The following is a 24,607-nucleotide window of genomic DNA, read 5'->3' as shown; positions in this document are numbered from 1 at the left end:
TAGTTTTTATCAAACGGATACGCTTTACAAAATAGCATACAATTGTTTAAAGTTATCAATTATATAATCAGAATTATCATTTTCTTCACTATTTTCGTTAAAGTAACAAGCACTGATTCCTGCATTTTTTGCAGCTAATAGATCTAACTCTCGATCCCCAATCATAATTGCTTCATCACGATGGATGGAGTGCTTATCTATCAGGTAATTAAGTGCATCTGGGATTGGTTTTCTTTCAAAACCATGCTCTAATGTAATGAAGTCAGAGAAATAATCATACAAACCATGGCTCCTCAACAATGTTACCGATGATTCTCCTCTATGAGTATACAAATAATTTTTTCTATTAGTTGAATGGATATAGTTGCAAATATCTTCAATTTCAGCGAACGGTTTGGCTAATGTAAGTTCTTTAATTTTTCGTTGGATTTGGTATTCATTTATAAAATCACTACTTATATTATATTTCTTTTTATAGTAATTTAAAGTAAAAGCCATAGATACTTGCATTTTTTTTACTATTTCATCTATTGGTTCTTCTATACTTTCTTTTTCCAGTAAGTCTTTAAAAATTTTTGCCATTACTGGGTAAGTATCAAAAAGTGTTCCATCAAAATCCCAAATCACATGTTTAAACATACTTAAATTCACTCCAAATCAATAGTTGTTTTTTTATAAAGTTATCTTTAAAAAAATATATTTAGAATACTCATAGTGATTACACTATGATAAAATGCAGTTAATTATTATTTATGAAAAGAGGATGCTTATGATTCGAGACATGAAGATGACGGATGCTGAAGCCATCAGATTAATAAATGCAACACCTCTAGGATATGATATCTCTATAGAAATTACTAAAAAACAAATGGTAAAATTATTAGCTGATGTTAATCACCACTTCTTTTTCGTTGCTGAAGAGAACGGTCTAGTTGCAGGATATGTTCATGCAGAATTATATGAATCACTGTATTCTGAACCCATGTTGAATGTATTGGCTCTAGCAGTTGATCAAAAGCATCAAAAAAAAGGCCTTGGAAAACAATTAATGCAGAAAATTGAATTCGTAGCCAGTGAACTTGGTCTAATTGGTGTACGATTAAATTCTGGAGAAACTAGGTTAGGAGCTCATAAATTTTATGAGTCTATTGGCTATACTAGTGATAAGTTTCAAAAGAGATTTCTAAAAATCATTTCTTGATTACAACCCAAAATCGTGTCCGTGAACTACCGATAAAATCCTATCTCCCCTGAAAAATAATCTCTTATTGCATCTTCATGCTGTTGATTAGCAATTTCTGGCAAGTTATCTCTAGAAAAGAATCGTAAATCTAACGTTTCAGCATTGTGGATAGATATGCTGCCTTCAATAGTTTCAAAAATAAACATGGTTGTAATTGTTTGGGCTTTATCTCCATTTGGATAAGTATCAAAGTAATTAGAATAAATACCTAATAGCGCTGTAATTTTGACTTGTACTCCCGTTTCTTCTAAAACTTCTCTAATTGCAGCGCGTTCAACAGACTCCCCTTTCTCAATAGCTCCTCCCGGTAAACCCCACAATTTTTTGTCACTTCGTAACTGCAATAAAATTTCATTATTTTGATTGGTCAAGATTCCACCTGAAAAATTCAAGATAATTTCTTGATTGCCAACATAACTTCTGATCCAACGTATATAGTCCATCTAGCACTTCCTTATATTATCTATTTATTAACCAGTTCCGATTTCTCCAAATTAATAGGTGTGATTTCATTATTTTTAAATACATCAATGGACTCCATTTTTATAAAATTCTGATGTTCAAACGTAATTTTCACGATCCAAGGCATCAATGCTTTTATTTTTGAAAAGCCTTCGAATCCAAAATGAGGATTAAAATGATTAATAATGGAGTCAAGTCCATAAAATTGTGTAAAATACAGTACACTGTTTTAAAGCTTTAACCTATAGGTTAGAATTGAATATATTTTCTGGTAGAGCTTAGCCAGTCTTCGTGACGGTCAATAAGAACTGCACCGATTAAACGATTGGCAGAGGCGTGATTCGGAAAGATTCGGATAACTTTTTCTCTGCGTCTGACTTCTTCATTTAACCGTTCAAGAAGATTCGTGCTTTTTAATCTAGATTGACCTTTACCGACAACGGCGTATTGAAAGGCATCTTCGAATCCTTCATCTAGTTTTTCACAGGCTTTATGGTATTTTGATTGTTCGCTATAGGCACTTACTATAGTATTTTTAGCCTTGCGAGCCGTTTCAATATCTGTAAATTTGAAGAGTGCTTTGACTTCTTCTCTGAAAGGTTTTGAATCTTTCTTAGGGATACAATTGAGGATATTACGCATAAAGTGAACCTGGCATCGTTGCCATGAAGCGTTTGTAAATGACTTCTTGATTGCTTTGACTAAGCCTTTGTGGGCATCAGAAATGACCATTTCCACTTCACTTAACCCTCTGGTTTTGAGGTAGTCGAAGAAGAGAGACCAAGTTTCGTCACTTTCTTCATCTTGAATCATAAAGCCAATAATCTCACGCTCTCCATCTTCTGATATGCCAATCGCTATATGGCAGCTTTTAGATACGACACGATGATTCTCTCTGATTTTGATGTAGATAACATCTGTCATAACATAAGGGAAAGACCTGTCTGATAGAGAACGATTTTGCCATTCAGAGACCATAGGGTCTAACTGGGCAGTTAAACTGGAGACAAAGGATTTAGAGACTGATTTACCGCATAGTTCCTCAACGATTTGAGAGACTTTACGTGTAGAGACACCAGAAATATACATCTCTAACATAGAGGCTAACAAAGCCTTCTCATTGCGTTGATACCGCTCAAATACAGTCGGTGCAAATTCACCGTCGCGTGTTCGGGGAACTTTCAACTCAAGAGAGCCAATACGAGTCGTTAATTCTCCTTCATAATAGCCGTTGCGTTGGCTTCTTCGATCGTCTGATCGTTCATAGTTTGTGGCTTGAATATAATCTGTTCGCTGCTCGTCCATCAACTGATTAAATACAGTTTGTAGAATCTGTTTAGCCGCATTATCTTTGACCGACTGGTCAATTAAACTTTGAATATCTTCTGTTTCCAGTGTAAAATGTACTTGGGTCATATGATTGCCTCCTGGGTATGTTTTTAGTGGTTAAAAACATTGTACCGTAAAGAGGCATTCATATGGCCTTTTTGCTTTTACACAATTATATGGACTTTATCTATTCTTTGCTCTATTCTTAGCAATAAGTAATTCTTTCTTTAGTAAATGGATAAATAAAATTTTAGTTTTTGAAAAAGTAAGTTATCATTAAATAAAACAAACATGGCTTTAAGAAGAGTTATTTTATGTTTACCTAATTTTAAGAGAAATACAAAAAAATCCTATTCTACTCCCAAAACGGGTATAGAATAGGATTCATTTTTTTAGTCTTATCTAATTGTGTTTAAAGCCTTAGTCCATAACAACAAGTCATCAAACATGCCTTGTGCATTTACTTTATTGTACTCATTTGGTTTGAAAACACTCATGTTTTCAAAGTCCGTCATTAATGAGAAGTTTGTTGTTGTGTGTACAGAAGCAACACTCAATTCTCCTAAGATCACACGCATATTTTCGTGAGCACGTGCGCCACCTAAACTGCCGTATCCAACTAATGCTGCTGCTTTGTTCGCTACTTCTACTTTTAAGAAGTCGGTCGCATTTTTCAATGCTCCCCCTACTGCATGGTTGTATTCTGGAGTGATAAACACATATCCGTCAAATGAAGCCATTTTTTCAGACCATGCTTGAATAGCTGTGCCAGCTGTTGCTTGACGTTCTTCAGAAAGTTTAGCACCTAACAATGGTAAATCGTAATCTGCTAAAGCAACCATTTCATACTCGACACCTTCATCATTTCTGTTTACTGCAAATTCGTGGATCCATTCTGTTACTGCTGCTGAATTTCTTCCTTCACGTACGCTTCCTGAGATAATACCGATTTTCATATTGTTCGTCCCCTTTTCTTCTCGTGTTGTTTGTTCTGTTTTTCCGAATAAAGCTTCTCTCATTCGAGTAAATACCGATTTGTTAGCCAATGCGTGCCCTCCATTACTGATTCATTAATTGAAGGTCACCCATCAATTAACACTTACATTTTGTAAGTACATGTATTAGTATGCCACAGACCAAAATTTATTTCAAGTCTAATTATTATTAATTAAAGGTTTTTACAAAAAATAAGTAAACCCCGATTATTTTGCGCCTTATCAACAGATCTTATTAAAAAATAATCTGAAAAATCAATTTGATATTTTTCATCGCAAAAAAGTCAGCTAAACGATTAGTGGACGTTTAACTGACTTTTTTTGTGTTGAAATCTTATTATTAGTCGTCAATATTTCTTGTTGCATCTTCTCGTAAGCGATGAATCGTTCCTTGTTTGTGTTCTGGACTTGAATAAATCGTATATAGTTTCATGGACTTACCACCAGTGTTAATAATGTTGTGCCACATATTTGCTGGAACAACTACTGCATCATTCTTTGTGATCGCCCTTTCGAAATTCAGATTATCCTTGGTTGATCCCATTTGGCAAATACCTTGTCCCTCTTCAATACGAATAAATTGGTCACTATATTTGTGAACTTCTAATCCAGCTTCATCATTGGGTTGTATGGACATGACCGTTAATTGCAGTTTGTCGCCAGTCCATATCGTTGTACGGAAATTGTCGTTTTGATTAGTAGTCTCTTCAATATTTAACATGTATGGCTTCTTGCCATAATCTTTATAATCCATTGCTGCTTTCCTCCTAACCGACTTAAAATAGTATAGTACAACAGTTACAGAATATTTCATATTTATTGTAGCGCTTTCAATTTAAAAAGTCATCTTTGAGTGTCTTAATTTAAAACGAATTTACTCAATTTCAGCTTCAATAATGGTTTCTTTTCCATCCGATGAAATTTTACATTCTCCATGGGACTTGTTATTTTTATTTTCCCATTCAATATAGTAATCATTACCCTTTTTTTCTGTAGATAAAATAGTTGCTTCACCTAGATGGTTGCTATATTCTTCAATAACTATTTTTTCAGCTTCAGTTTCAGATAGTGTTGAACAACCTGTTAATAAAAAAATAACGTTAGATAACCGAGGGAAGATTGTTTTTTCATAATGTGTCCCCCTTCTTAGCGTTTTTTATAGAAATTAACTACAGCTTTAATTTTTTAAGAATAATCATTGAAGTAAAAAAACCGAGAGATAATGATCCCAAGAATAAGACCAATGAAGGAAGCATTTGATTTAATCCTTCACCATAAAAATAATCTTGAAACAGCTTAAAAAAAACAAATCCAATAAACGCAGACATCAAAAGTCCAATAATATAAAATAATAATGTATGACTAAACGAGCTGTTGTCACTCACCTTTTCATCTTCGTTATTCATACTTCCACCGGTGTGAAGAGGCTTAGCCCCATCTGATGAATTTTTATCTGCATTTTGTCCGACGTTGAATCTTGCATATAAAGAACTTGAGATGTTGCTCTTTTGATTGTATCGATACTGCTTATCCCGATCGCTCATTTTAAACACTCCTTTTATTTTATCTACCCATTTACTGAATGACTAACTTAATATAAGGTTATATTTATTTTTAGTCTACCAAAATCGAAAGCGCTCTCTCACTTATTTATAATGAAAATAAAGATTTACGTAATTATAGCATTACAGGACAAATCATTGAACTCAATATAATTTTTGTGCTTTTTTCACTCATTTGGATAATAACTTCGAACATCTTAAACTAGTATTTAAACCTTATGTTAAGTAGTTAATCATCCTTTAGAAAGGTTTTACTACTTATAATGGTTCTATAGTTTTACCCTTCTCAATAAGGAGGGTTACTACAATAAGTATGAGGACAAAACCAACTAAAAATAGTGGGAATAGATTCATACTGACACGTTGAAACAGTATTCCTAATAATGGAGGTAGTATAGTAACTCCAACATAACCAAAAGCTACTTGAAATCCAATAATTGCTCCCGAGTTTCTTGCTCCAAATCTTTCAGGTGTTTCATGCATCATAGTAGGGAAAATCGCTGCACAGCCGAGTCCAATAAGTATAAATCCAATGTATAAGATACTACCTCTTCCAATAGCAACCGTACAAATACCTATAAGAAGTATGCTTTCACTCAGCAATAGTAATTTAGGGTTAGATAGCCAAAAAGTAACAAATCCTGAGATAATTCTTCCTAACGTTATGCTTGCAAAAAACAAAGATAGAATAAAACTAGCGCTTGCTGCAGTTACTGACTTTACTTCGACTAAATAACTACTCCCCCATAAAAAAATAGTTCCTTCTATACCAACATAAAACAAGAACGATAATAGAGACCACATAACTCCCTTCTGTTTTAATAATGCTCCAAAAGATAGTTTACTTTTATCAGGTTCTATAGCTACTTTTTGTTCGTTTTGCTTCCAAAGTGGAAGAGAAAACAATAAAATAAAAGCTAATATTAATTGGATGCTACCAATAATCAAATAACCATTTCTCCAAGAAAAGTGGTTGTCTAAAACAACTCCCATAATTATTGGTCCTAACGTTGCTCCCACTCCCCAGAAGGCATGCAACCAATTCATATGATGTGCTTTCAAATTAGAAGATACGTAGTTATTTACAGAAGTGTCAATAGCCCCAGCTCCAAAACCTAAAGGTAGCGCTGCAACGATTAATAAAAAGAAATTCTTTGTGAACGCAAACCCTATCAATCCCATCGCCGTGAGCAAAATACTACTCAATACTAATTTTCCTGTTCCTTTTTTTTTGAGTGATTCGTATCGTCTGTAAACTAGAAATAACAGTACAAACTGCAATCGCCATTGAAATAATTCCAACCGCACTATATGTAACATGAAACTCTCCTACCATATCAGGCCAAGCTACTCCTAAAAGAGAGTCTGGTAATCCTAAACTGATATAGGTAATGTAAATAATAAATATAAAAATTATATTGCGCATGATTTCCTCCATTTTTATTAATTATCTTTATTGTCCTATAGGAACTCTCTTGATAATTATCTTATATATCCATTAAAATCCCAATCTAACTTTTAATCAGTTTTCGCTGTTTCATTGTATTCTTAATGATTGGACGTTGGAGCTAGTTTAAAGCTTTCTCCTCTAATAAAAACAGCACATGATTTTGTTTATCATAACATGGAATCATTTATTAGACACCGATACAAAAAAAATCAGTCAATTTCTTTCTGGTACATACATAGCATGTGTCTTACATTTAAAAAATTGTTAAAATATTAAAATTCAACCTATCAAACTCATTTTTAGACCAATTGTTTTTTTTGATTTGTATTAATAAAAAACAGGTCTCCTAAAAGAATCAATTCTTAGGAAGCCTGTTTCTATACTATTCTGTTTAACGATTGGTCTTATATTATTAGTTTAAGTTCTTTCTGGCGCTTAGAACAAATCTTGATGCTTCTTGTCCATCGCTCTCCTTTTTTGCATCATAAAAGATATCTGACTGGATATGCTGGTAACCTAGTCCTGATAAAGTAGTTGCTAATACTGATCTGTCAATTCCGTGTTCATGGTGGTTTGAACCTTTTTCTTGTTTTTCCATTTCAATAATTAGCAATTGTCCACCTTCATTTAATGTATCATAAAGTTTTGATAATAGATGGTAACTATCTGGAATATGATGCAATACTAGAGATAGTATGATTGTATCCACTTTGTAGGGAAGCTGAGCGTCTTTTTCAATATCAAGGCACAGTACGGTTGCTTTTTTTGTATCTCTATCTGCTAGTTTCTTCTCTACCTGTTCAATCATTTTTGTAGATGCATCTACAAATAGCATAGATTCAAAATCCTCTAGCAAGTCTAGTCCCACAAGCCCTGTACCGCAACCAAAATCGATAGCTGTCTTTTTATGACTTTCATCTAACAAATTACGTATAGCATCAGCAGCACGTTTAGCCATATACCTATTCTTTGGTGTATCATACTTTGCTGCCAACTGATTAAATTGATTTATATGTCCCATTGCTTTCACTCCGTTCTTTTTTTATGAATCTATTTATATACTCTAAAAAGCTTCTTCACAAGAATCGGCTATAATTCCTATACCCACCATATGACCTTGACTGGCAGAAACAATCAATTGAGAGGGTCCTGTTATTTCTCCTGCAGCATAAATCCCCTTTATGTTCGTATGTCCCATGACATCAGCGATAATAAATCCTGCTTCGTTGACTTCTATGCCTAATTGCTCAATGAATGGAAGTTTATTATCCAGTACTGTAGTACAGAATCCTCCTGATCTTTTGATTTCTTCTCCACTTTCGAAGACAATGCTCTGAAGTTCTCCGTCTGTGCCTTTTAATTCAACAATCATTTCTTCTATCAGGCGAATATTATTTGTTTCCAAAAGTCTCTTCTGGTCGGCATCAAAGATTCTATTTCCGTTAGTTGCTACAATAAGATCATCCGTCCAATTTTTCAATAATTTAATAACATGTAAAGCCTGAACTGATTCTGTTATGAGTATCAGGGGTCTATCTTTCATCTCCCATCCATCACAGAAAGGACAAGAGAAAATACTGCTTCCATAATAGTTTTCAATTCCTTTAACATTTGGAAGCGTCTCTGTTACTCCTGTAGCTAAGACGACACTTTTGGTATTGATTATTTCACCTGACTCGGCAGTTAATTCAAATGAGTCTTCCAACGGTTTTTCAATGGATAGAATTTTGCTTTTTTTTATAGAAATTGTTGGGTATTTAAGTAAATCCCTTCTGCCCTTTTCTCTGAAAACTTCCGGCTTGATACCGTCTCTAGTTAAGAATGCATGAGATTCATGCGTCACAGCATTTCTTGGCTTTTCTTCATCAATAAGCAGCACTTGCTTTCTACCTCTTCCGGCTACTAAAGCAGCACTCATTCCCGCAGGACCTCCACCGATTACAACAACATCAATCATTTTTTCTCCTCCTATAACCTCTATTAAAGACCTATAATATCTGTAATTGAAATAAAAATTAGCTAAATACTAGTTTCTTTCTTGCATTTGATTTAAAATACCTGCAATCGTCTTATGTGCAAGTTCATCTTTCATCTTATCTTCTGCATCTGCGACTGCACGTTCAATCAAGCAATCTCTATTCCACTTGCCATCATGAGACATCGTACAGTTTAGTAGTGATTCGTGCCCTTCTATCGCTTGAATAATATCAAGAAATGTACACTTTTCTGGCGAAAGTAATAAACGATATCCGCCTTTCACTCCAGGAGTTGATGTAATCAATCCAGCTTTTGATAATTTTGTTAGTATTTTTGATAAATAAGTAGCCGATAATCTTTGGTGTTTAGCTAGATCTTCTACCCTTACTGCTTCATTATTAGATTCCATTGCTAAATGAACCATAGAATGCAAAGCATAGTTTGTAGCTTTTGAGTATTTCATATTGCTCTTCCTTCTAATTATAGATTGGTTTTGTCTTTAATTGAATATAAGGTAAATCTGATTTAAAGTCAATACATTAATTTTTTTATGATAAATAGAAACATTCATAAAAGAACCTTTTAAGACTAGGTCTCTGATATACGTTTTCAAGCAATTCCATATATCATCCTCAAAAAAACACTCATATTCTTTTAGCAAATATGATGCAAAACTTGTTTATAAATTTTATTTAGTAATCGCTCATCATATTAACTCGAATTCATTAAAATTATTATTATTCAGTAAATATATGTTTAAATTAGTTAACTATGTAAAAAAAGACCTCTTTATAGAGGCCTGATTTCTAATTTTATTCATTATTATGCGTAGTATTTTTCTTGAATAAATCTTTGCTTTGTTTATTAGCGTTGATAAAGGTCACATTAGAATCTTTATTTTTACTGATTAATTTATCAACAGCTTCAACAGCCGTTGAATCCCATAAAGTCATCGCGCTGACATCGATAATTAATTCTCCTTCATGATCAAAGTCTTGTACAAAAAAATCTAAGAACTTTTCAGCAGAGGCGAAGTAAAGATGTCCATGTGCCTTGTAGTGATACTCATCTTGTGCTGTGCCTTTTTCTACCTGGAAATGTGTCATTGTAAATGCTGCAAAAATAGCACTTACTAGAGTCCCGGCAACTACACCATAGGCTAAATTATGTGTAACTAAAACAATTCCAACGGTTAAAATCATAACAAAACTTTCATTTTTGGGCATGACATTTAATCGTTTAACGGATCTCCAGTCAATGGTTTCATAGGCTACGACTACCATTACCGCCGCCAAAGCAATTATAGGAATTTGCACTACTACTTTATTAAATAATACTACAGACATTAACATGAAGAAACCAGACAAGAAAGTCGCTAAACGACCGATTCCGCCATAATTAAGGTTGATGATGGTTTGACCGATCATCCCACAACCAGCAATACCACCAAAGAAACCAGACAACACATTTCCGATTCCTTGACTCATAGACTCACGATTTTTATCACTTGGTTCGTTTGTTAATTCATCCACTAATTGTGCTGTCAATAAGGATTCTACTAAACCGACTATGGCTACAGAAAGTGAAGTTGGTAAAATAATTTTTAATGTTTCTAAATTCATTGGCACACTTGGAATACCAAACTTAGGCAAGTCACTTGAAATAGTCCCTAAATCACCTAACAGTTGTGCATTAAGATCAAACCCTAACACAAGAGCCGTAACCACTATAATTGAGATAATGGGTGCAGGAATTTTTTTCGTTAGCTTGGGAGCCAAAAAGATAATAGCAATCCCAATAATCCCAAGTACTAGTAAGATGGGTCCGCCTTTGAAATGATCTAGTTGAGACAAGAACATCATAATTCCTAAACCATTCACAAATCCAAGCATAACAGGCTTGGGAATATAGCGCATTAATTTCCCTATTTTAAATAAACCTAACACAACTTGTATGATTCCGGCTAAAATAGTCGCAGCAAAAAGATACTCTACACCGTACTCAGCAACTAAATTCGCCAACACTAAGGCAACTGATCCTGCAGCTGCTGAAATCAGCCCTGTTCGACCTCCAAAGAATGCGGCAGTAGCCGTAATGAAGAATGTGGCATAGACTCCAACAATGGGTTCCACACCAGCAACCAGCATGAAGCCGATGACTTCGGGGAATAAAGCTAAACAAACGACAATTCCCGCTAGAATATCTCCTTTGATATTACCAAACCATTCATTTTTATACTTTTGCATGAATACCTTCCTTTTCAAATACTTTTAAAAAAACTCACATCAAATTATATTAACATATAGATGAATAAATAAAAATTTATATTTAGAACAAATTGGATATAAGTAACAGAATTCAGAATCCACGAAAATTAAACAGTACGGCAGCAAAGACACTAGCAGAACAAATTAAATGCTCACCTGAAGAAAAACAATATGAGTTAATGGCTTTTTTAACAGGATTAGTCTAATTAAATTTACTATTACATATTTTTTTGCATTCAAAAACACCTTCGATTTAGTATTGTCTTGAATATACCATCTCGAAGGTGTTTGCTATTGTTTCGTTAACTTGTGTTAGATTTATACTTAATAGAAATCTCTAAGTCCGTTCATTATTTTTTCAATTCATTCACATGAAATTGTATATGTTCTTCTATAAATGTCGCGATTGTAAAGTAACTATGATCGTATCCTTTTTCCGACCGGTAAAAGACCGGTTTATCACCTGCAGCTTTTAAAAATTCTTTTTCTTGCAATTGTACTTCATAAAAATTATCGGACATGCCTTGAGTAATTAGAATAGGAGGAACTTTTTCAGTTTGTTCTATCAAACTTGTTGAATCCCATTCTTGCCATGAAGATTCATCTGAACCTAAATAGGCTGTGAATGCTTTTTGTCCCCATGGTACCTGTGAGGGATTTAAAATAGGAGCGAATGCTGAAATTGAAGCAAAACGATCCCGTTCTTTCAAACCCATCATGATCGCTCCATGTCCACCCATTGAATGTCCCATGATACTTTCTTTTCCCGAGAAATGTGGGATCAGACTATAAACTATTTGGGGTAATTCTTCTGTTAAATAAGTGTACATTTGATAATTTTCAACCCAAGGATCTTGTGTTGCGTTTAGGTAGAAGCTTGCACCTTTTCCTAAGTCCCATCCTTCATCATCAGGTACCTTGTCTCCCCTTGGAGAGGTATCTGGAATAATCACGGCTACTGTCTGATCTGCAGCAGCTTTTTGAAAGCCGCTTTTTTGACTAAAATTATCATCTGTACATGTCAATCCAGATAACCACCAAATAAGCGATAGTTCCTTTTCTTCAAATGATGGCGGCAAATAAAGGCTAAACACCATATCACAATTTAACACTTTGGAAAAATGATGGTATTTACGTTGCTCTCCTTGAAAAGAGAGATGCATTTCAAGTTGTTCGACAACCATTTAATCACTCCTCATACGTTAAAATAGTGCGGATTGATTCACCTTTGTGCAATAAATCAAACGCTTCGTTAATATCTTTGAATGCTAAGTGATGCGTAATAAACGAATCTAAATCAATTTCACCATCCATAAAATCTTGAACCATTCCTGGCAACTCTGTGCGCCCTTTTACTCCGCCAAATGCTGACCCGCGCCATACACGGCCAGTTACTAATTGGAATGGACGTGTGTGGATTTCTTTCCCTGCACCGGCTACACCGATGATAATACTTTCTCCCCATCCTTTATGACAGGCTTCAAGGGCAGATTTCATTACTTCAACGTTACCAATACATTCAAAACTGTAATCTACACCACCATTTGTCATTTCTACAATAACTTCTTGAATTGGTCGATCATAATCAGCGGGATTAACAAAATCAGTCGCTCCCATTTGTTTAGCTAATTCCCATTTATCAGGATTTAAATCTACAGCAATAATACGTTTTGCATTTGCTTTCTTTAATCCTTGAATAACCGCTAAACCAATTGCTCCTAATCCAAATACTGCTGTGACAGCACCTTCTTCGACTTTTGCAGTATGTTTAACAGCTCCAAGACCAGTAGTGACTCCACAACCAAACAAACAAACTTTGTCTAAAGGAGCATCTTCATCAACTTTTACTAAATTAATTTCATTGACTACCGTATATTCACTGAATGTACTTGTTCCCATATAGTGATAGATAGGTTCTCCCTTATATGAAAATCTTGTCGTTCCGTCAGGCATTAATCCTTTTCCTTGAGTTTCTCGAACCGCACTACATAAATTGGTTTTACCAGAAAGACAGAACTCACATTTTCCACATTCTGGTGTATATAAAGGAATGACATGATCCCCTGATTTTACAGATGTTACTCCTTTACCTACGGATACAACTATGCCTGCTCCTTCATGTCCTAAAACAGCTGGGAAAATTCCTTCTGGATCTTCTCCTGATAAAGTAAATGCATCTGTATGACAGACAGATGTGTACAATATTTTTACTAATACTTCATTTTCTTTTGGTTCTTCTACATCAATTTCAACGATTTTAAGTGGCTCATTCGGGCCAAATGCGACTGCTGCTTTGCTTTTCATACTTTTCCTTCTCTCTTTTAAACTGTTCTTTCTAGTAAACCTATTGTATTGTACAATGATTACAAAGTTAATACTGATATTTTTGTCACTATGAATTTTTAAACTAATTATTGAGAAAGAAGTTGATTATGTTGATCACTTATAAAGATAAAGAATTTTATACAAGTAAAGATCTAGCTCTCTCTGTTATTGGCGGGCGCTGGAAAATTGCTATTATTTGGGCATTACTGCATGAATCTCCCTTACGTCTGAGTGAATTGCAGAGACAGTTTCCAGATATCAACCAGAGAACGTTAATTCGGCAATTAAGAGAACTGGAAGAAGATAAAATTATTCACCGAACCATTTATCCGGTAGTACCTCCCAAAGTTGATTATATATTAACCGATATTGGTTTAAGTCTAGAGCCAGTTGTAACGACCATTTGTGATTGGGGAGATCTTTTTCAGCAGTCTTTAAACTCGAATTAAGACTATCATTTAGTACGTGTTTTAATAAAATATTGGGTTATTTTTCACTGCTACGTTCTAAGATTCTCATTAGTATACTCACATACAAAACAAGACGCTCACCTTTCTTACTTTAACACTATCAGACATAATGAGAAATGTGAAAGGAACAATCCTATTTTCTTATTATTAAATGAAATTAGATAACTTCATTTATCAAATAAAGCTTTTTCTGATGATACTTACTATCCCCTTTTATATAGGTTCTTATCTTTTTATCTGATTAATCATTATCAGATTTTTATTGGAGTATATGCTAAAATATTACTTAAATAACTATACTAACAAAGGAGGTAAGTCTATATGGATAACGAAAAACTACCTGCTCCACCAATTATCGATTTTTCAGAATATAACGAAGATATTCAAGATTATTTATGGCCAGTGATCGTAAAATATTATGGAAAACCAGATATTGAATTTTTCGCCTCAAAATCAGAGATAATAAAGTCATTTCAGTTATTAGATAAATTATATGAGGACGATTCAGATGAACCTATAACGATAGGTAATCGTACTTTTGAGCTAAAAAATTTAAATTTTATACAATTTGAAGGTCGAACTTATGATTTTTCTTAATAATTAAATTATAACCGTCTTTAATGGTCATTGTTGCCTTACGTACTTATTAGAAATATAAAATTTCAGATAAAGTACCCTACTCTCTCATTAAATAATGATTTTAATCACGGACAGTATATTTTTTTAACTTACTAATCAATATTCATCTATGGATACAGCAGAATCGACATAAAAAAGTAACCGTTAATAAATTATACGGTTACTTTTAGTTATTCATTTTACAAAACTTAATGTGTAGGTAAATATGCGCCATCTTTTGTTGCTAAAAAATAAATTGGTTTCGATAGCTAATTTTTAATGAGGGTTGACCAACAACATAATGCCTAAAAGGATAACAACGACAAAGACATAACGCTCAAATTTATAACTTGGTATCCGTCCATGGATGAATGTTCCTAATAACATGGCTACTCCAATTGCAGGAAGAGAAAATCCATATAACACAAATAATTCTTTAGACCAAAACCCTCCCATAAACTGACCAATAATAATTAATGAACTAGACACCAAAAAATGGGCTTGTAGTGTCTTTCTAAATATTTCTGGTTTCCAATCGCGCAATGTACCATAAACAACAATTGGCACCCCGTTCATATTATAAGCACTTCCAAACATCCCAGCAGCAAACCCAAAAGGAACAGACCAAATAGGCTTATTTAACCATAGACGTGACTTTGATTGAAATAATCTAGGTTTAATTAATGAATAAATACCATAAACCACTAGAAAAATTCCTAAGCCATAAGTAATTACTGCGTTAGGCGCAAACTTAACCAATAATAAACCAACAGGGATACCAAACAACGTAGCAACGGAAAGTATTTTTAAGACAGGTCGATCAATATTTTTCCAACCTGAGAGAACCGTTAATACTGCAACAGTGAATCCGACTAAACCAATTAACGAAATAGATGTAGATAAACTAATCGGCAGCAAAGCTAATAAAGGCATACTAATAATTGAGTCCCCAAATCCAAATACTGCACGCATTAATGAACCTAGAAAAACAATACCTACTACTAGTAAAATAAGCGTAACACTCATTACAAAAAACTCCTTTTTCAAACCACTCTTTTTAACCTTAATTCTAACTAATTTCATATCTTTCTACTCTATCAGATACACATTATTTTACAAGGAAGAGACTTATATCCCAATTTTTTATTTTATAATACATGATTTCATCTAATTTTATGTATGTGTTACACTAAAAAGAAAAAAAAAGGAGATTCCCAATATGAACTCGGCTTTAGAAATTGCAAACATCTTGCTGCCTATTGTACTAGTAGGTGGAATCGTAGTCTTTGTAGTTACGAGAATGAAATCCAAATATACTAGAGGTACTCTAGGTAAGAAAAAATCAAAAAGTGCTCAAAGTTTATTAGATAGTTTAATACCATTTGGAATGATACTTGGTTGTATTGTTGCTATACTTCTTAGCATAATTTTCTCAACTTCCATACTATCTACGATAAGTTTGGGATCTGCAGTAGGCTTGTTATTTGGATACTTTGCTTATGAAATTTATGACAAAATGGATGAAAATTAGTAATATATAGTTATTTTTAGTTAGTTATAAATCTATTAATTCCTTAGGTATATTAAAATCTTTATAACTAATGGTCTCACTATTAGGAAGATTTCGAAGTTTTTTATTGAATAGCCAGGTCACCCCTACCGCTATTTTTAATATATGCTTCTTATTTTTCTATAACATTACATTCAGCAAAAAAAGACTTTTAAAAGATTCCTGACAAAGTTATGTAAGAAGGAATCATTTCAAAAAACATCTAAAAAAGTCTACTAAAAAGTTGTGTTGACAAAATAATACGAATTACTCAATAAAAAAGTAGGTGGTAAAGTTATATCTGAAGAAGAGAAACAAAAAATAGTTTTTTATGAATAAATCATTGAGTTATATTTGTTACAAATCATATAACATTTGCCCTACAGATTGATAAGATTTCTAATTGACAACTTAAAAATAGTATAGTAAAATTAAATTAGTTAGCCAGCTAATCACTTTAAGGGAGGAAACATCTTGGTAGAATATAGTTTTGTTGATAGACCTACTAAAGAGCGAATAGAAACACTTAAAAAAAGCTTCCCGGAGGCAAATGCCTCCTTTGTTACTTTATTTTTAGATATTCAATGGACTTATAGAGAAATGCAGAAACAGTATGATCATTTATTTGAGCGTTATGGTTTAACAGAGACGAAGTTTATTATTCTTATGTTTCTTTACCAAGAGCCTAATCATCAACTGCTGCCTTCAGATTTGTCTAAAAAATTAGGATCTACTCGTGCAACTGTTACTAAAGTCATTAACGGATTAGAAAGAAATAGTTGGATAATAAAACAGTCTTCTTCGCTTGATAAGAGGTCTGTGATAGTTCAGCTCACTCGTGAAGGAAAAGAGTTAATAGAGAAATTTCTTCCTGAAAATTATCGTGCTGTATCCTTAATCATGTCAACATTGAATACGACAGAACAAGAAGAACTTGTCTCATTGTTAAACAAGATAAAACTAGGTACTAAGAAAATGCAAAATGAAATGGAGCTGGATAGTAATGCAAACAAGTAAAATAGAATTATTAAAAACTTTTCTAAGTCTTTATATCAGTCATCATAAAGTATTAAAATCTCAGCAAGAAGAAAACTCTCCATACATTCTATTAGATGTTCGAAACGCTCCTCCAGAAATAAAAAAAGACAAAATTTTAGGATCAATCGAAATTCCAGCTAAAGACTTAGAGAGTCAATTAGATACATTAGATAAAAGTAAAACGTATGTTGTGTATGATTGGACAGGTGGAACGATATTAGGAAAAGAAGCACTTCTTCTACTGTTATCTGCTGGTTTTGAAGCATACGAATTAGCTGGAGCACTTGAAGGATGGAAAGGTATGAACCTTCCTCTAGAAGAAATTTAATTTGTAGTAGGTCAGCTCACTTAAAATTCAAGTGAGCTTTTTCCCTGTTTATTTTATCTTGTTGTTATCTTATATAAAATAAGTGCTAAAATTAGTAATTATTTTGAATAATATATAATCACTATGGTAATAACTGTAATCCATCTATCTAGACTACTATTTCAGTACACCTCTAATTTTACTTTTCCTCAGACCATCTTTTAAGGCTAGTCAATTCAAAAGGAACAACGATTCAGTGTATGTAATCTACTGTATCATTGTTCCTTATTTCTACTAGTGCAAAAATAGCAACTCGTTAAGAATTATAACCAACTATTAAGGTAAAAAAAAAGTATATAAAGAAGCTAAAGTAATTATTGATCATATCCTTTATATTTTTCAAAAAAACCTATATTATTAGGTATCGATTTAATTATACAGAAAAGAGGAACTTACTTGATTACATTAAAATCACAACGCGAAATTGATGCCATGGATGAATCTGGAACAATATTAGCAAACATGCATATCGCTTTACGCGACTTTATCAAACCTGGCATAACGAGCTGGGATATTGAAGAATTCGCTCATAAATTCATCTTGGATAATGACGCAATACCTGAACAAATTGGATTCGAAGGCTACGAATATGCAACATGCATTAGTATAAATGATGAGATTTGTCATGGTTTTCCAAGAAAAGAAGTCCTCAAAAATGGAGATTTGATCAAAGTTGATACTGTCATTAATTTGAAGGGTGCTTTATCAGATTCTTGTTGGAGTTATGTGGTTGGAGAATCAAACCCTGAGAAAGATCATTTAATGGAAGTTACTCTAAAAGCTATGTATAAAGGTATTGAACAGGCAAAAGTTGGAAACCGTATAGGAGATATCGGTCATGCTATCCAAAGTTACGTTGAAAGTGAAAATTTATCAGTAGTTCGAGAATTTTTAGGTCATGGAGTCGGGCCGACATTACATGAATCTCCTGACGTTCCTTCCTATGGACAACCAGGTAAAGGACTACGCTTGAAAGAAGGTATGGTTATCACTGTTGAACCCATGGTAAACACTGGATCATGGAAATCAAAAATGGACGATAACGGATGGACCGCTCGAACAAAAGACGGAGGTCTAAGTTGCCAGTTCGAACATACATTAGTAATTACAAAAAATGGGCCACGTATTCTAACTTCTCAAAATGATCAATAAAATAAGATGACTCCCAAATGTTAGACTTTGGGAGTCATCTTATTTTTTTATAAAAACAATCCGATAAACATAGCTGATAAAATAGGAACGATAAAACCGCCAAACATCCCTCTTAAAGCTAGTTTAGATAAATCATTTTTTCTAGTTGGTGCAAAAACTGATAAACCTGTTACACAAATCGCAATACTAGAGAATGCTCCAAAACTACCAACAGCCACAGATATCATCGCTATTGCTCTTTCGGACAATTCAGACATCATTGGAGCAAAGTCAGCATAAGCGACAAACTCGTTGATTGATAATTTGGTCCCTAGCAGTTGGCCAGCTAACATTGCCTCCGTACCACTTAAGCCCATCAACCAACCGATTGGCATAAAGATATAGCCTAGAACCCCTGTAAAACTGGTCCCTACTAACCCTAAAATACTATTCAATAATGCCACAATAGAAATACCAGCAATCAAACTCGCACCGATACCTAAAACCATTTGAAGCCCATTGTTGATTCCTTCGGCCATGGCAGAAAAAAGAGAGGTATTCGAGCCTTTACGATCTAAAGTTACATCAGTTACTTTACTAACTTCTGTCTCAGGCGTTAAGATTTTAGCTACCAGTAATGATCCAAACGGTACTAAAGCCGTTGTAATCAATAACCATTTCATCGGAATACCTAATAAATTATATCCCACTAAGATAGAAGCCGACATAGATCCCATTCCTGCAACTAAAACTGTCATCAACTCTGATTTTGTCATATCAGGCAAATATTTTGCAACTAAGAAAGGCGCTTCTGTCTGCCCCAACAACATATTTGCTACAGCAACAAAAGATTCTGCTTTTTCAGTTCCTAACAACTTTCCAACTGCTCCACCTATGATTTTAACGACCCAACCAACTACACCTAAGTAGCCAAGGATCCCTGTCAAAGCAGATAGGAAGATAATAACACCTAATACATCAATGAAGAAGTATCCTCTTCCAAATAAATCGCCAAACACAAAAGATAGTCCTTCATTCGCAAAACTGAATAGTTTCGTTACACCTGCAGCTAACTGTTCAATGATCCAGCTGCCTACAGGAACTTTAATTAAGAACAAAGCCAACACTAATTGAGCTGCTAGCGCAACTCCAACCGTACGCTTATTAATTGCTTTTTTATTGTCTGATAAGAGAAATAAAATCCCTAACATGACTATAATGCCTAAAACTGTTATTACTCTACTCATTGATTCTACTCTCCATTTCAACTAACTTTTCTTTTACTAATTTCACCACAAAATCCGCGTCTTCACTATTATTGATCACATCGATTTTATCAATATTGATCACTAAAACATCAGATTCTTTATAGTGATGAGTGACCCAATTATCATAACCTTGCCAAAGAGCTTTGTAATAGTCCATTAATCCTTGATCTTGTTCAAAGTCTCTGCCTCGCAAACCGATTCTGTAAAGAATCGTTTCAAAGGAGCCTTGTAAATAAACCATTAAATCTGGAGATTTTTTAGGCAGTTCTTGTAATTCTTCCATCATGTTGTTCAATAATTTTTCATAAATACTAAACTCTGAAGCTGAGATACGTCCTAACTCTGTATTTACTTTGGCAAAATACCAATCTTCATAAATTGAGCGATCCAACACATTATTCTTGTTGTGTAAAGCTTCTTTAATACTTTTAAAACGACTACTTAAAAAATCTAATTGCAATAAAAACGGGTATCGTTTTAAATGCTGTTCCTCTTCACTTGCTGTGTAAAATAAAGGCAATATTTCATTGTCATCTACATTCTCATAGAATACCTCACTGTTTAAAGATTTTCCTAACAGTTCAGCTACACTTGTTTTTCCTGCTCCAATCATTCCACCAATTACTAAAATCGCCATCTGCCCCTCTCCTCATTGCATGGAAAAAGAGCAGCATAGTTCAGCTACTCTTTTTCCATCTCATTACTAGTTGTTATCTTAGTAGTTTCTAGAAATCGTATTGCTTAAATTTTTTGTTGCATCTTTTTATGTAACTATTTATAGTTTATGCAGTAGTTCATTGCTTAACCATCGATTAGCTCCTTAGCTATAATACTATGATATGAAAATTATATCAACCTGAAATTATACCATATGTGCTAATTACTAAAAAACAAACACCATATATTGTGGTTGCGCATTCAATACATCCTATAGACTAAAAAATAGACAAGCCTTAGGAATTTTCCTACTGACTTGTCTATTCTATTTTACTTCTTAACTAACTAGGTTAAGGCATGGTTGGTATACTATCTGTATTTCCTTCACTGGGTTTTTGCATGTCCCCATTTGGTTGCATGTTCTTGTCACCGGGCTGTTGCATGCCGCCCCCCATTTGTCCTGTTGTAGTGCCTACTGTTGTTGATACTGATTCAATTGGAACTTCAAAAGTTTCATCATTAATGGATAAAGTGTATGTTTCATCTACTGCTAAATCAGCAGAGCTGAACTGTACAGAAGTGAAACTTTTATCTGCTGTCCATGATAAGAGAACTGTACCGTCTGCATCGCTTAATTCAATTTTGCTACCCGCTTCATAAGTTGTTTCAAATCCATAAAAAACACTTACTTGACTAGAACTGTCTGCAAAAGTTACTGCCATTCCAGAGCTTCCAGCAGCCATTAACGTTCCGCCAGTTATCACAGCCTCTCCATTTGAATCAATTGTTCCGTTACCATCATTTTCTGGTCCGCTAACAGTCGTCACCCCTCCAGAAATTTCAATCGTTCCGTTTGAATCTAATCCATCACCACTGCTGTTCACTGTCAATGTACCACCAGAAATGACCAATGTATTTTCACTGTAGCTGCCAGATTCACCCGGTCCGGCTGCTTGTTCAGTTGTTGTTGAAGTCCCACCAGATACATTTACTCCGTCATCACTAGCTACAACGTTTATTTCTCCATTACTGATTGTAATCGCCTTACCTTCGATTCCTTCATAACTTTCTGTAATAGCAACACTCGAACCACTTAATTGCAAATCATTATCAGCATGTAAGCCATCGTCTCCGGCAATTAATGTGAGCGATCCTCCTGCAAGTGTCAGATTTCCATCAGTATGCACTGTATCATCAGCCGCATCAATTGCAATCGTGCCATCATTAATAATCAACTCGCCGGCTGCTTTCAATCCTTTGGTACTGGTTGAACTGATCTCATCGCTATCCGCATTTTCTTCTTCATCTGCTGCTTGAGCAAAGAAATCCATCCCTTCTTGTGTTTTTGCTACTGCATTGGCACTCCCGCCACCTGCTGTAATGTCAAATGTTCCGCCATCAATTTGAAGTAGCGTTTCAGCTTGAATACCGTCTTGCTCTGCATCAATAGTAAAGTTACCTCCGGCTATATAGACAAAACCTTTGCCTTCTTCATCTGCATTATCGGACTGAATACTATCTGTTCCGGTTTCAAGAGTAAACGTTCCATCTTTGATTTTCACTGCATCTTTTCCTGAAAGTCCTTGGCCTGCTGCAGTAATATTATACGTACCACTTACGACGATTAATTCATCTTTTGCTACGATTCCGTGATTCGTATTCGCATGTATCGTTAAACTACCAGAGCCGTTAAATGCCAAATCAGCTTTACTAAAAATTGTTCCATCAATACTAGTCGCATCGGCATCCGTATCAAGTGTTGCTGTACTTCCAGCTTTATCAGTCAATGTATTTTCTGATCCTTCTGCCAATGTCACAAAGACTTTATCAGCTTCTTCGATCAATAAAGGAGCACTTGTTGAGGAGGTAATATCTACTCCGTCAAAGATCAAATGAACTTCTTCAGTATTCGGGGCCGTTACTTTGATTTGACCATCTGAAAGAGTTCCGCTGATCAAATATGTTCCACCAGTTGTAATTGTAACAACATTACCATCAACCGTTGCTCCTTCTCCGCTGCTTGTGTTCTGATTGTCAGCCAATTGGATAGTAGTAGAATCAGCCTCGTCATATCCGACTTCAAGATCATCGGAACTAAATTCTAAATCATAATCTACTGTACTTTCTACAGTGCCAGACTCAGTTGCTGTAGCAGAATCTGCACTTTGACTAGTGCCAGAAGCGGTTGATTGGCATCCGGCTAACATCACCAAAACAGCTAGTGATAAAAATGGTGTGATCTTCGTCTTTTTTTTCATTAGAGTTCTTCCTTTCCAGCTAACGAGCGTCCACAGATAATTTCTAAATTTCCATTTCTGCAACGCAATGCGTCGATTAATTGTTTTTCCTGATTTTGATCTTTCAATTCGATCGTATATTCAATCCGAAACAGACTGCCCATATTGGTAGTCTTTACTCTTATCATCTGATAACTGGACAAGTATTGTTCGAAGATATCATCAAAAACAGCGCTATAATCTAGATTTTCTGGAATTGTTATTTTTAACAACCGAACCCGTTCACCCATTTCGCCAAAGCTGGAAAGATTTAATCCAACCATTGCGCCGCAAATAATCAAGGCAAATACTACAGCAAATCCAATATACCCCATTCCGGTTGCCAGCCCAACGGCCATTGCCAGAAAGATGCTGCTGATTTCCTTAGCTGAACCTGGTACAGAACGGAAACGAACTAAACTAAATGCCCCCATTACTGCAACACCGGCTCCAACATTTCCATTGACCAGCATGATCACCATTTGTACCATAGCTGGTAATAGAAATAGAGTCATGACGAAACCTTTAGAAAATTGATTTCTATACATATAGGTCCATGCTATAAATCCTCCTAAAACCAAACTTGACACCGTACAAAGTAGAAAACTCGTGATTGAAAACGCAGATGTACTTTCCATATATAAACTATTAAACAACTCACTCATGCACTATAAACCTCTCTTTCTCTTGCTTCCATTATTGGTTCTTCTTGTTTTTTCAAATAATCTTTATACCCATTTGCATATTTCGAAAATTTTGCTGGGTAAATTTGTTGCTCGGATAAGATACGAGCAAGCCATACAGGCATTGCCCCGCAAATTTTTATTTCCATCAATAAGTGATTTTCCGGTAAAATCGGCTCTCCATAAGATCCAGATGACAAAGAAAGATCATGCGTGCGGTATAAAATTTCTTGATCAAATGTAATCCGGACATCGTTATCCAATTTCCCAATATAAGCTAGTCTTTTATAAGACAAATACATGGTTGGTTTTAAGTCTGGATAAAAAGAAAGAATTGACTCAAATTCATGTACCTTTTGATCATTGTTGATCGATTCCAGCTCATTTTGATGAGCTAAAAATCTTTCAGCATTTTTCAATTGCATCTTTGTTCTTCTTTTATAGACAATCCCATCAAATTTTTTCTTGATCTCCACATAGACTGAATCTTTTTTAGTTGGAATACCATAACTACGCAATCGAACTTTTTCTTTGTAGAGCGGTTTACTCATTGAATGCCGTATCAAATACCAACTTGGGGTATCATAGTAAATATTTGTAATCAAATGCTTGCCGTATTGATCCAGCTCCATATACGGTCTAAGCTCTATAAGCAATTTATTCCATTGATCATACGTAATTAAATACTTTGTTTCCTTTCGTTCAAAAACACTTTGATAGTTAGTCATATTTATTACCTCCTTACTCGATGGATACAATATAAAACTTGAACCTTAATTGAACCTTAAGTCTAAAATTTTAAAAGCAGATCTGTATGTCAGAAGCAACGCTAAGGCAACTAAAGAAATTCATCTGCTCTTCATGATAAAGATCTTAAAAAATATTGAATCGATGACATAAAAAGAAGAATGGCCCAATTTTCTTGAAGAAAATTGAGCCA

At 34.4% G+C, this 24,607-nt stretch carries 27 protein-coding genes; 7 read left to right on the top strand and 20 right to left on the bottom strand.

Features of this window, described 5'->3' with window-relative positions; all coding sequences use genetic code 11:
* Nucleotides 1-24: 24 nt before the first annotated feature.
* Nucleotides 25-639 (bottom strand): HAD-IA family hydrolase, encoded by a 615-nt coding sequence (locus NST49_RS04305; RefSeq protein ID WP_251165776.1) that lies wholly within the window; start codon nucleotides 637-639, stop codon nucleotides 25-27.
* Between the two features lie 130 nt (nucleotides 640-769).
* Here NST49_RS04305 and NST49_RS04300 point away from each other — a divergent pair, with 130 nt between their 5' ends.
* Nucleotides 770-1,201, top strand: a complete 432-nt coding sequence (locus NST49_RS04300) for a GNAT family N-acetyltransferase (RefSeq protein ID WP_341047248.1) — start codon at nucleotides 770-772, stop codon at nucleotides 1,199-1,201.
* A 26-nt stretch (nucleotides 1,202-1,227) separates the two neighbouring features.
* On the opposite strand, the gene NST49_RS04295 is transcribed toward NST49_RS04300, so the two are convergent.
* The 13 genes from NST49_RS04295 to NST49_RS04235 form a co-directional block, all read right to left on the bottom strand.
* Complete coding sequence (locus tag NST49_RS04295; protein ID WP_251165777.1) at nucleotides 1,228-1,686, bottom strand: NUDIX hydrolase; 459 nt, start codon at nucleotides 1,684-1,686, stop codon at nucleotides 1,228-1,230.
* A 268-nt stretch (nucleotides 1,687-1,954) separates the two neighbouring features.
* On the bottom strand, nucleotides 1,955-3,121 hold the full coding sequence (locus tag NST49_RS04290; protein ID WP_251165778.1) for an IS256 family transposase: 1,167 nt from the start codon (nucleotides 3,119-3,121) through the stop codon (nucleotides 1,955-1,957).
* 311 nt (nucleotides 3,122-3,432) lie between these two features.
* Nucleotides 3,433-4,080 carry an NADPH-dependent FMN reductase gene (locus tag NST49_RS04285; RefSeq protein ID WP_251165779.1) on the bottom strand — a complete coding sequence of 216 codons (648 nt, stop codon included), beginning with the start codon at nucleotides 4,078-4,080 and terminating at the stop codon, nucleotides 3,433-3,435.
* A 289-nt stretch (nucleotides 4,081-4,369) separates the two neighbouring features.
* Nucleotides 4,370-4,783: a cupin domain-containing protein gene (locus NST49_RS04280; RefSeq protein ID WP_251165780.1), complete on the bottom strand. Its 414-nt coding sequence runs from the start codon at nucleotides 4,781-4,783 to the stop codon at nucleotides 4,370-4,372.
* Between the two features lie 415 nt (nucleotides 4,784-5,198).
* Complete coding sequence (locus NST49_RS04275; RefSeq protein ID WP_341047245.1) at nucleotides 5,199-5,573, bottom strand: hypothetical protein; 375 nt, start codon at nucleotides 5,571-5,573, stop codon at nucleotides 5,199-5,201.
* A gap of 276 nt (nucleotides 5,574-5,849) precedes the next feature.
* Nucleotides 5,850-6,797, bottom strand: coding sequence for an MFS transporter (locus NST49_RS04270; RefSeq protein ID WP_341047243.1), 948 nt, complete (start codon nucleotides 6,795-6,797; stop codon nucleotides 5,850-5,852).
* Nucleotides 6,790-7,017 carry a hypothetical protein gene (locus NST49_RS04265; protein WP_341047241.1) on the bottom strand — a complete coding sequence of 76 codons (228 nt, stop codon included), beginning with the start codon at nucleotides 7,015-7,017 and terminating at the stop codon, nucleotides 6,790-6,792. The genes NST49_RS04270 and NST49_RS04265 overlap by 8 nt, the downstream gene beginning before the upstream one ends.
* Nucleotides 7,018-7,453: 436 nt before the next feature.
* The gene (locus NST49_RS04260) at nucleotides 7,454-8,062 is read right to left on the bottom strand and encodes a class I SAM-dependent methyltransferase (RefSeq protein ID WP_251165783.1); all 609 of its coding nucleotides are present in this window, start codon (nucleotides 8,060-8,062) and stop codon (nucleotides 7,454-7,456) included.
* Between the two features lie 42 nt (nucleotides 8,063-8,104).
* Entirely contained in the window at nucleotides 8,105-8,998 is an 894-nt protein-coding gene (locus NST49_RS04255; RefSeq protein WP_023179293.1) for an NAD(P)/FAD-dependent oxidoreductase, read from the bottom strand.
* 69 nt (nucleotides 8,999-9,067) lie between these two features.
* Nucleotides 9,068-9,481 carry an RrF2 family transcriptional regulator gene (locus NST49_RS04250; protein ID WP_023179294.1) on the bottom strand — a complete coding sequence of 138 codons (414 nt, stop codon included), beginning with the start codon at nucleotides 9,479-9,481 and terminating at the stop codon, nucleotides 9,068-9,070.
* A 349-nt stretch (nucleotides 9,482-9,830) separates the two neighbouring features.
* Nucleotides 9,831-11,264, bottom strand: coding sequence for a SulP family inorganic anion transporter (locus NST49_RS04245; RefSeq protein WP_341047237.1), 1,434 nt, complete (start codon nucleotides 11,262-11,264; stop codon nucleotides 9,831-9,833).
* A gap of 371 nt (nucleotides 11,265-11,635) precedes the next feature.
* A complete protein-coding gene (fghA, locus tag NST49_RS04240) occupies nucleotides 11,636-12,469 on the bottom strand; it encodes an S-formylglutathione hydrolase (protein ID WP_023179296.1) in 834 nt (277 codons plus the stop codon).
* Nucleotides 12,470-12,473: 4 nt separating this feature from the next.
* A complete protein-coding gene (locus NST49_RS04235; RefSeq protein ID WP_341047235.1) occupies nucleotides 12,474-13,589 on the bottom strand; it encodes an S-(hydroxymethyl)glutathione dehydrogenase/class III alcohol dehydrogenase in 1,116 nt (371 codons plus the stop codon).
* Between the two features lie 128 nt (nucleotides 13,590-13,717).
* Between NST49_RS04235 and NST49_RS04230 the strand changes: the two genes are divergently transcribed.
* Together NST49_RS04230 and NST49_RS04225 are read left to right on the top strand one after the other, a co-directional pair.
* Nucleotides 13,718-14,059 carry a winged helix-turn-helix transcriptional regulator gene (locus NST49_RS04230; RefSeq protein ID WP_023179298.1) on the top strand — a complete coding sequence of 114 codons (342 nt, stop codon included), beginning with the start codon at nucleotides 13,718-13,720 and terminating at the stop codon, nucleotides 14,057-14,059.
* Nucleotides 14,060-14,401: 342 nt separating this feature from the next.
* A complete protein-coding gene (locus NST49_RS04225) occupies nucleotides 14,402-14,677 on the top strand; it encodes a hypothetical protein (protein ID WP_341047233.1) in 276 nt (91 codons plus the stop codon).
* Between the two features lie 297 nt (nucleotides 14,678-14,974).
* Here NST49_RS04225 and NST49_RS04220 read toward each other — a convergent pair whose 3' ends face one another.
* Nucleotides 14,975-15,724 (bottom strand): sulfite exporter TauE/SafE family protein, encoded by a 750-nt coding sequence (locus tag NST49_RS04220; RefSeq protein ID WP_341047231.1) that lies wholly within the window; start codon nucleotides 15,722-15,724, stop codon nucleotides 14,975-14,977.
* 193 nt (nucleotides 15,725-15,917) lie between these two features.
* On the opposite strand from NST49_RS04220, the gene NST49_RS04215 reads away from it, so the two are divergent.
* From NST49_RS04215 to map, 4 genes are all read left to right on the top strand, one after another.
* Nucleotides 15,918-16,229 (top strand): hypothetical protein, encoded by a 312-nt coding sequence (locus tag NST49_RS04215; RefSeq protein WP_341047229.1) that lies wholly within the window; start codon nucleotides 15,918-15,920, stop codon nucleotides 16,227-16,229.
* A 492-nt stretch (nucleotides 16,230-16,721) separates the two neighbouring features.
* The gene (locus NST49_RS04210; RefSeq protein ID WP_341047227.1) at nucleotides 16,722-17,264 is read left to right on the top strand and encodes a MarR family winged helix-turn-helix transcriptional regulator; all 543 of its coding nucleotides are present in this window, start codon (nucleotides 16,722-16,724) and stop codon (nucleotides 17,262-17,264) included.
* Complete coding sequence (locus NST49_RS04205) at nucleotides 17,251-17,613, top strand: rhodanese-like domain-containing protein (RefSeq protein ID WP_187948787.1); 363 nt, start codon at nucleotides 17,251-17,253, stop codon at nucleotides 17,611-17,613. The genes NST49_RS04210 and NST49_RS04205 overlap by 14 nt, the downstream gene beginning before the upstream one ends.
* 435 nt (nucleotides 17,614-18,048) lie before the next feature.
* A complete protein-coding gene (gene map, locus NST49_RS04200; RefSeq protein ID WP_341047225.1) occupies nucleotides 18,049-18,804 on the top strand; it encodes a type I methionyl aminopeptidase in 756 nt (251 codons plus the stop codon).
* Nucleotides 18,805-18,851: 47 nt separating this feature from the next.
* Here map and NST49_RS04195 read toward each other — a convergent pair whose 3' ends face one another.
* The 5 genes from NST49_RS04195 to NST49_RS04175 form a co-directional block, all read right to left on the bottom strand.
* Nucleotides 18,852-20,030: a NupC/NupG family nucleoside CNT transporter gene (locus tag NST49_RS04195; RefSeq protein WP_023179302.1), complete on the bottom strand. Its 1,179-nt coding sequence runs from the start codon at nucleotides 20,028-20,030 to the stop codon at nucleotides 18,852-18,854.
* Nucleotides 20,023-20,688 (bottom strand): deoxynucleoside kinase, encoded by a 666-nt coding sequence (locus NST49_RS04190; RefSeq protein WP_034537723.1) that lies wholly within the window; start codon nucleotides 20,686-20,688, stop codon nucleotides 20,023-20,025. The genes NST49_RS04195 and NST49_RS04190 overlap by 8 nt, the downstream gene beginning before the upstream one ends.
* 370 nt (nucleotides 20,689-21,058) lie before the next feature.
* A complete protein-coding gene (locus tag NST49_RS04185) occupies nucleotides 21,059-22,966 on the bottom strand; it encodes a carbohydrate-binding domain-containing protein (protein ID WP_341047221.1) in 1,908 nt (635 codons plus the stop codon).
* Nucleotides 22,966-23,640, bottom strand: coding sequence for a DUF4956 domain-containing protein (locus tag NST49_RS04180; RefSeq protein ID WP_420867478.1), 675 nt, complete (start codon nucleotides 23,638-23,640; stop codon nucleotides 22,966-22,968). The genes NST49_RS04185 and NST49_RS04180 overlap by 1 nt, the downstream gene beginning before the upstream one ends.
* 5 nt (nucleotides 23,641-23,645) lie before the next feature.
* On the bottom strand, nucleotides 23,646-24,395 hold the full coding sequence (locus NST49_RS04175) for a polyphosphate polymerase domain-containing protein (protein ID WP_034537727.1): 750 nt from the start codon (nucleotides 24,393-24,395) through the stop codon (nucleotides 23,646-23,648).
* Nucleotides 24,396-24,607: the final 212 nt, after the last annotated feature.

Origin of the sequence: Carnobacterium sp. FSL W8-0810, assembly GCF_038007125.1 — a bacterium.
Classification (GTDB): domain Bacteria; phylum Bacillota; class Bacilli; order Lactobacillales; family Carnobacteriaceae; genus Carnobacterium_B; species Carnobacterium_B inhibens.
The sequence above is the reverse complement of the archived record's forward strand: the minus strand, read 5'-3'. Positions and strand labels throughout refer to the sequence as shown.

What these genes read in the sequence shown, in the direction of transcription:
- NST49_RS04305 (WP_251165776.1), bottom strand. Translation starts at nt 639, where the DNA reads ATGTTTAAACATGTGATTTGGGATTTTGATGGAACACTTTTTGATACT.
- NST49_RS04300 (WP_341047248.1), top strand. Translation starts at nt 770, where the DNA reads ATGATTCGAGACATGAAGATGACGGATGCTGAAGCCATCAGATTAATA.
- NST49_RS04295 (WP_251165777.1), bottom strand. Translation starts at nt 1,686, where the DNA reads ATGGACTATATACGTTGGATCAGAAGTTATGTTGGCAATCAAGAAATT.
- NST49_RS04290 (WP_251165778.1), bottom strand. Translation starts at nt 3,121, where the DNA reads ATGACCCAAGTACATTTTACACTGGAAACAGAAGATATTCAAAGTTTA.
- NST49_RS04280 (WP_251165780.1), bottom strand. Translation starts at nt 4,783, where the DNA reads ATGGATTATAAAGATTATGGCAAGAAGCCATACATGTTAAATATTGAA.
- NST49_RS04275 (WP_341047245.1), bottom strand. Translation starts at nt 5,573, where the DNA reads ATGAGCGATCGGGATAAGCAGTATCGATACAATCAAAAGAGCAACATC.
- NST49_RS04265 (WP_341047241.1), bottom strand. Translation starts at nt 7,017, where the DNA reads ATGCGCAATATAATTTTTATATTTATTATTTACATTACCTATATCAGT.
- NST49_RS04260 (WP_251165783.1), bottom strand. Translation starts at nt 8,062, where the DNA reads ATGGGACATATAAATCAATTTAATCAGTTGGCAGCAAAGTATGATACA.
- NST49_RS04255 (WP_023179293.1), bottom strand. Translation starts at nt 8,998, where the DNA reads ATGATTGATGTTGTTGTAATCGGTGGAGGTCCTGCGGGAATGAGTGCT.
- NST49_RS04250 (WP_023179294.1), bottom strand. Translation starts at nt 9,481, where the DNA reads ATGAAATACTCAAAAGCTACAAACTATGCTTTGCATTCTATGGTTCAT.
- NST49_RS04245 (WP_341047237.1), bottom strand. Translation starts at nt 11,264, where the DNA reads ATGCAAAAGTATAAAAATGAATGGTTTGGTAATATCAAAGGAGATATT.
- fghA (WP_023179296.1), bottom strand. Translation starts at nt 12,469, where the DNA reads ATGGTTGTCGAACAACTTGAAATGCATCTCTCTTTTCAAGGAGAGCAA.
- NST49_RS04235 (WP_341047235.1), bottom strand. Translation starts at nt 13,589, where the DNA reads ATGAAAAGCAAAGCAGCAGTCGCATTTGGCCCGAATGAGCCACTTAAA.
- NST49_RS04230 (WP_023179298.1), top strand. Translation starts at nt 13,718, where the DNA reads ATGTTGATCACTTATAAAGATAAAGAATTTTATACAAGTAAAGATCTA.
- NST49_RS04225 (WP_341047233.1), top strand. Translation starts at nt 14,402, where the DNA reads ATGGATAACGAAAAACTACCTGCTCCACCAATTATCGATTTTTCAGAA.
- NST49_RS04220 (WP_341047231.1), bottom strand. Translation starts at nt 15,724, where the DNA reads ATGAGTGTTACGCTTATTTTACTAGTAGTAGGTATTGTTTTTCTAGGT.
- NST49_RS04215 (WP_341047229.1), top strand. Translation starts at nt 15,918, where the DNA reads ATGAACTCGGCTTTAGAAATTGCAAACATCTTGCTGCCTATTGTACTA.
- NST49_RS04205 (WP_187948787.1), top strand. Translation starts at nt 17,251, where the DNA reads ATGCAAACAAGTAAAATAGAATTATTAAAAACTTTTCTAAGTCTTTAT.
- NST49_RS04195 (WP_023179302.1), bottom strand. Translation starts at nt 20,030, where the DNA reads ATGAGTAGAGTAATAACAGTTTTAGGCATTATAGTCATGTTAGGGATT.
- NST49_RS04190 (WP_034537723.1), bottom strand. Translation starts at nt 20,688, where the DNA reads ATGGCGATTTTAGTAATTGGTGGAATGATTGGAGCAGGAAAAACAAGT.
- NST49_RS04185 (WP_341047221.1), bottom strand. Translation starts at nt 22,966, where the DNA reads ATGAAAAAAAAGACGAAGATCACACCATTTTTATCACTAGCTGTTTTG.
- NST49_RS04175 (WP_034537727.1), bottom strand. Translation starts at nt 24,395, where the DNA reads ATGACTAACTATCAAAGTGTTTTTGAACGAAAGGAAACAAAGTATTTA.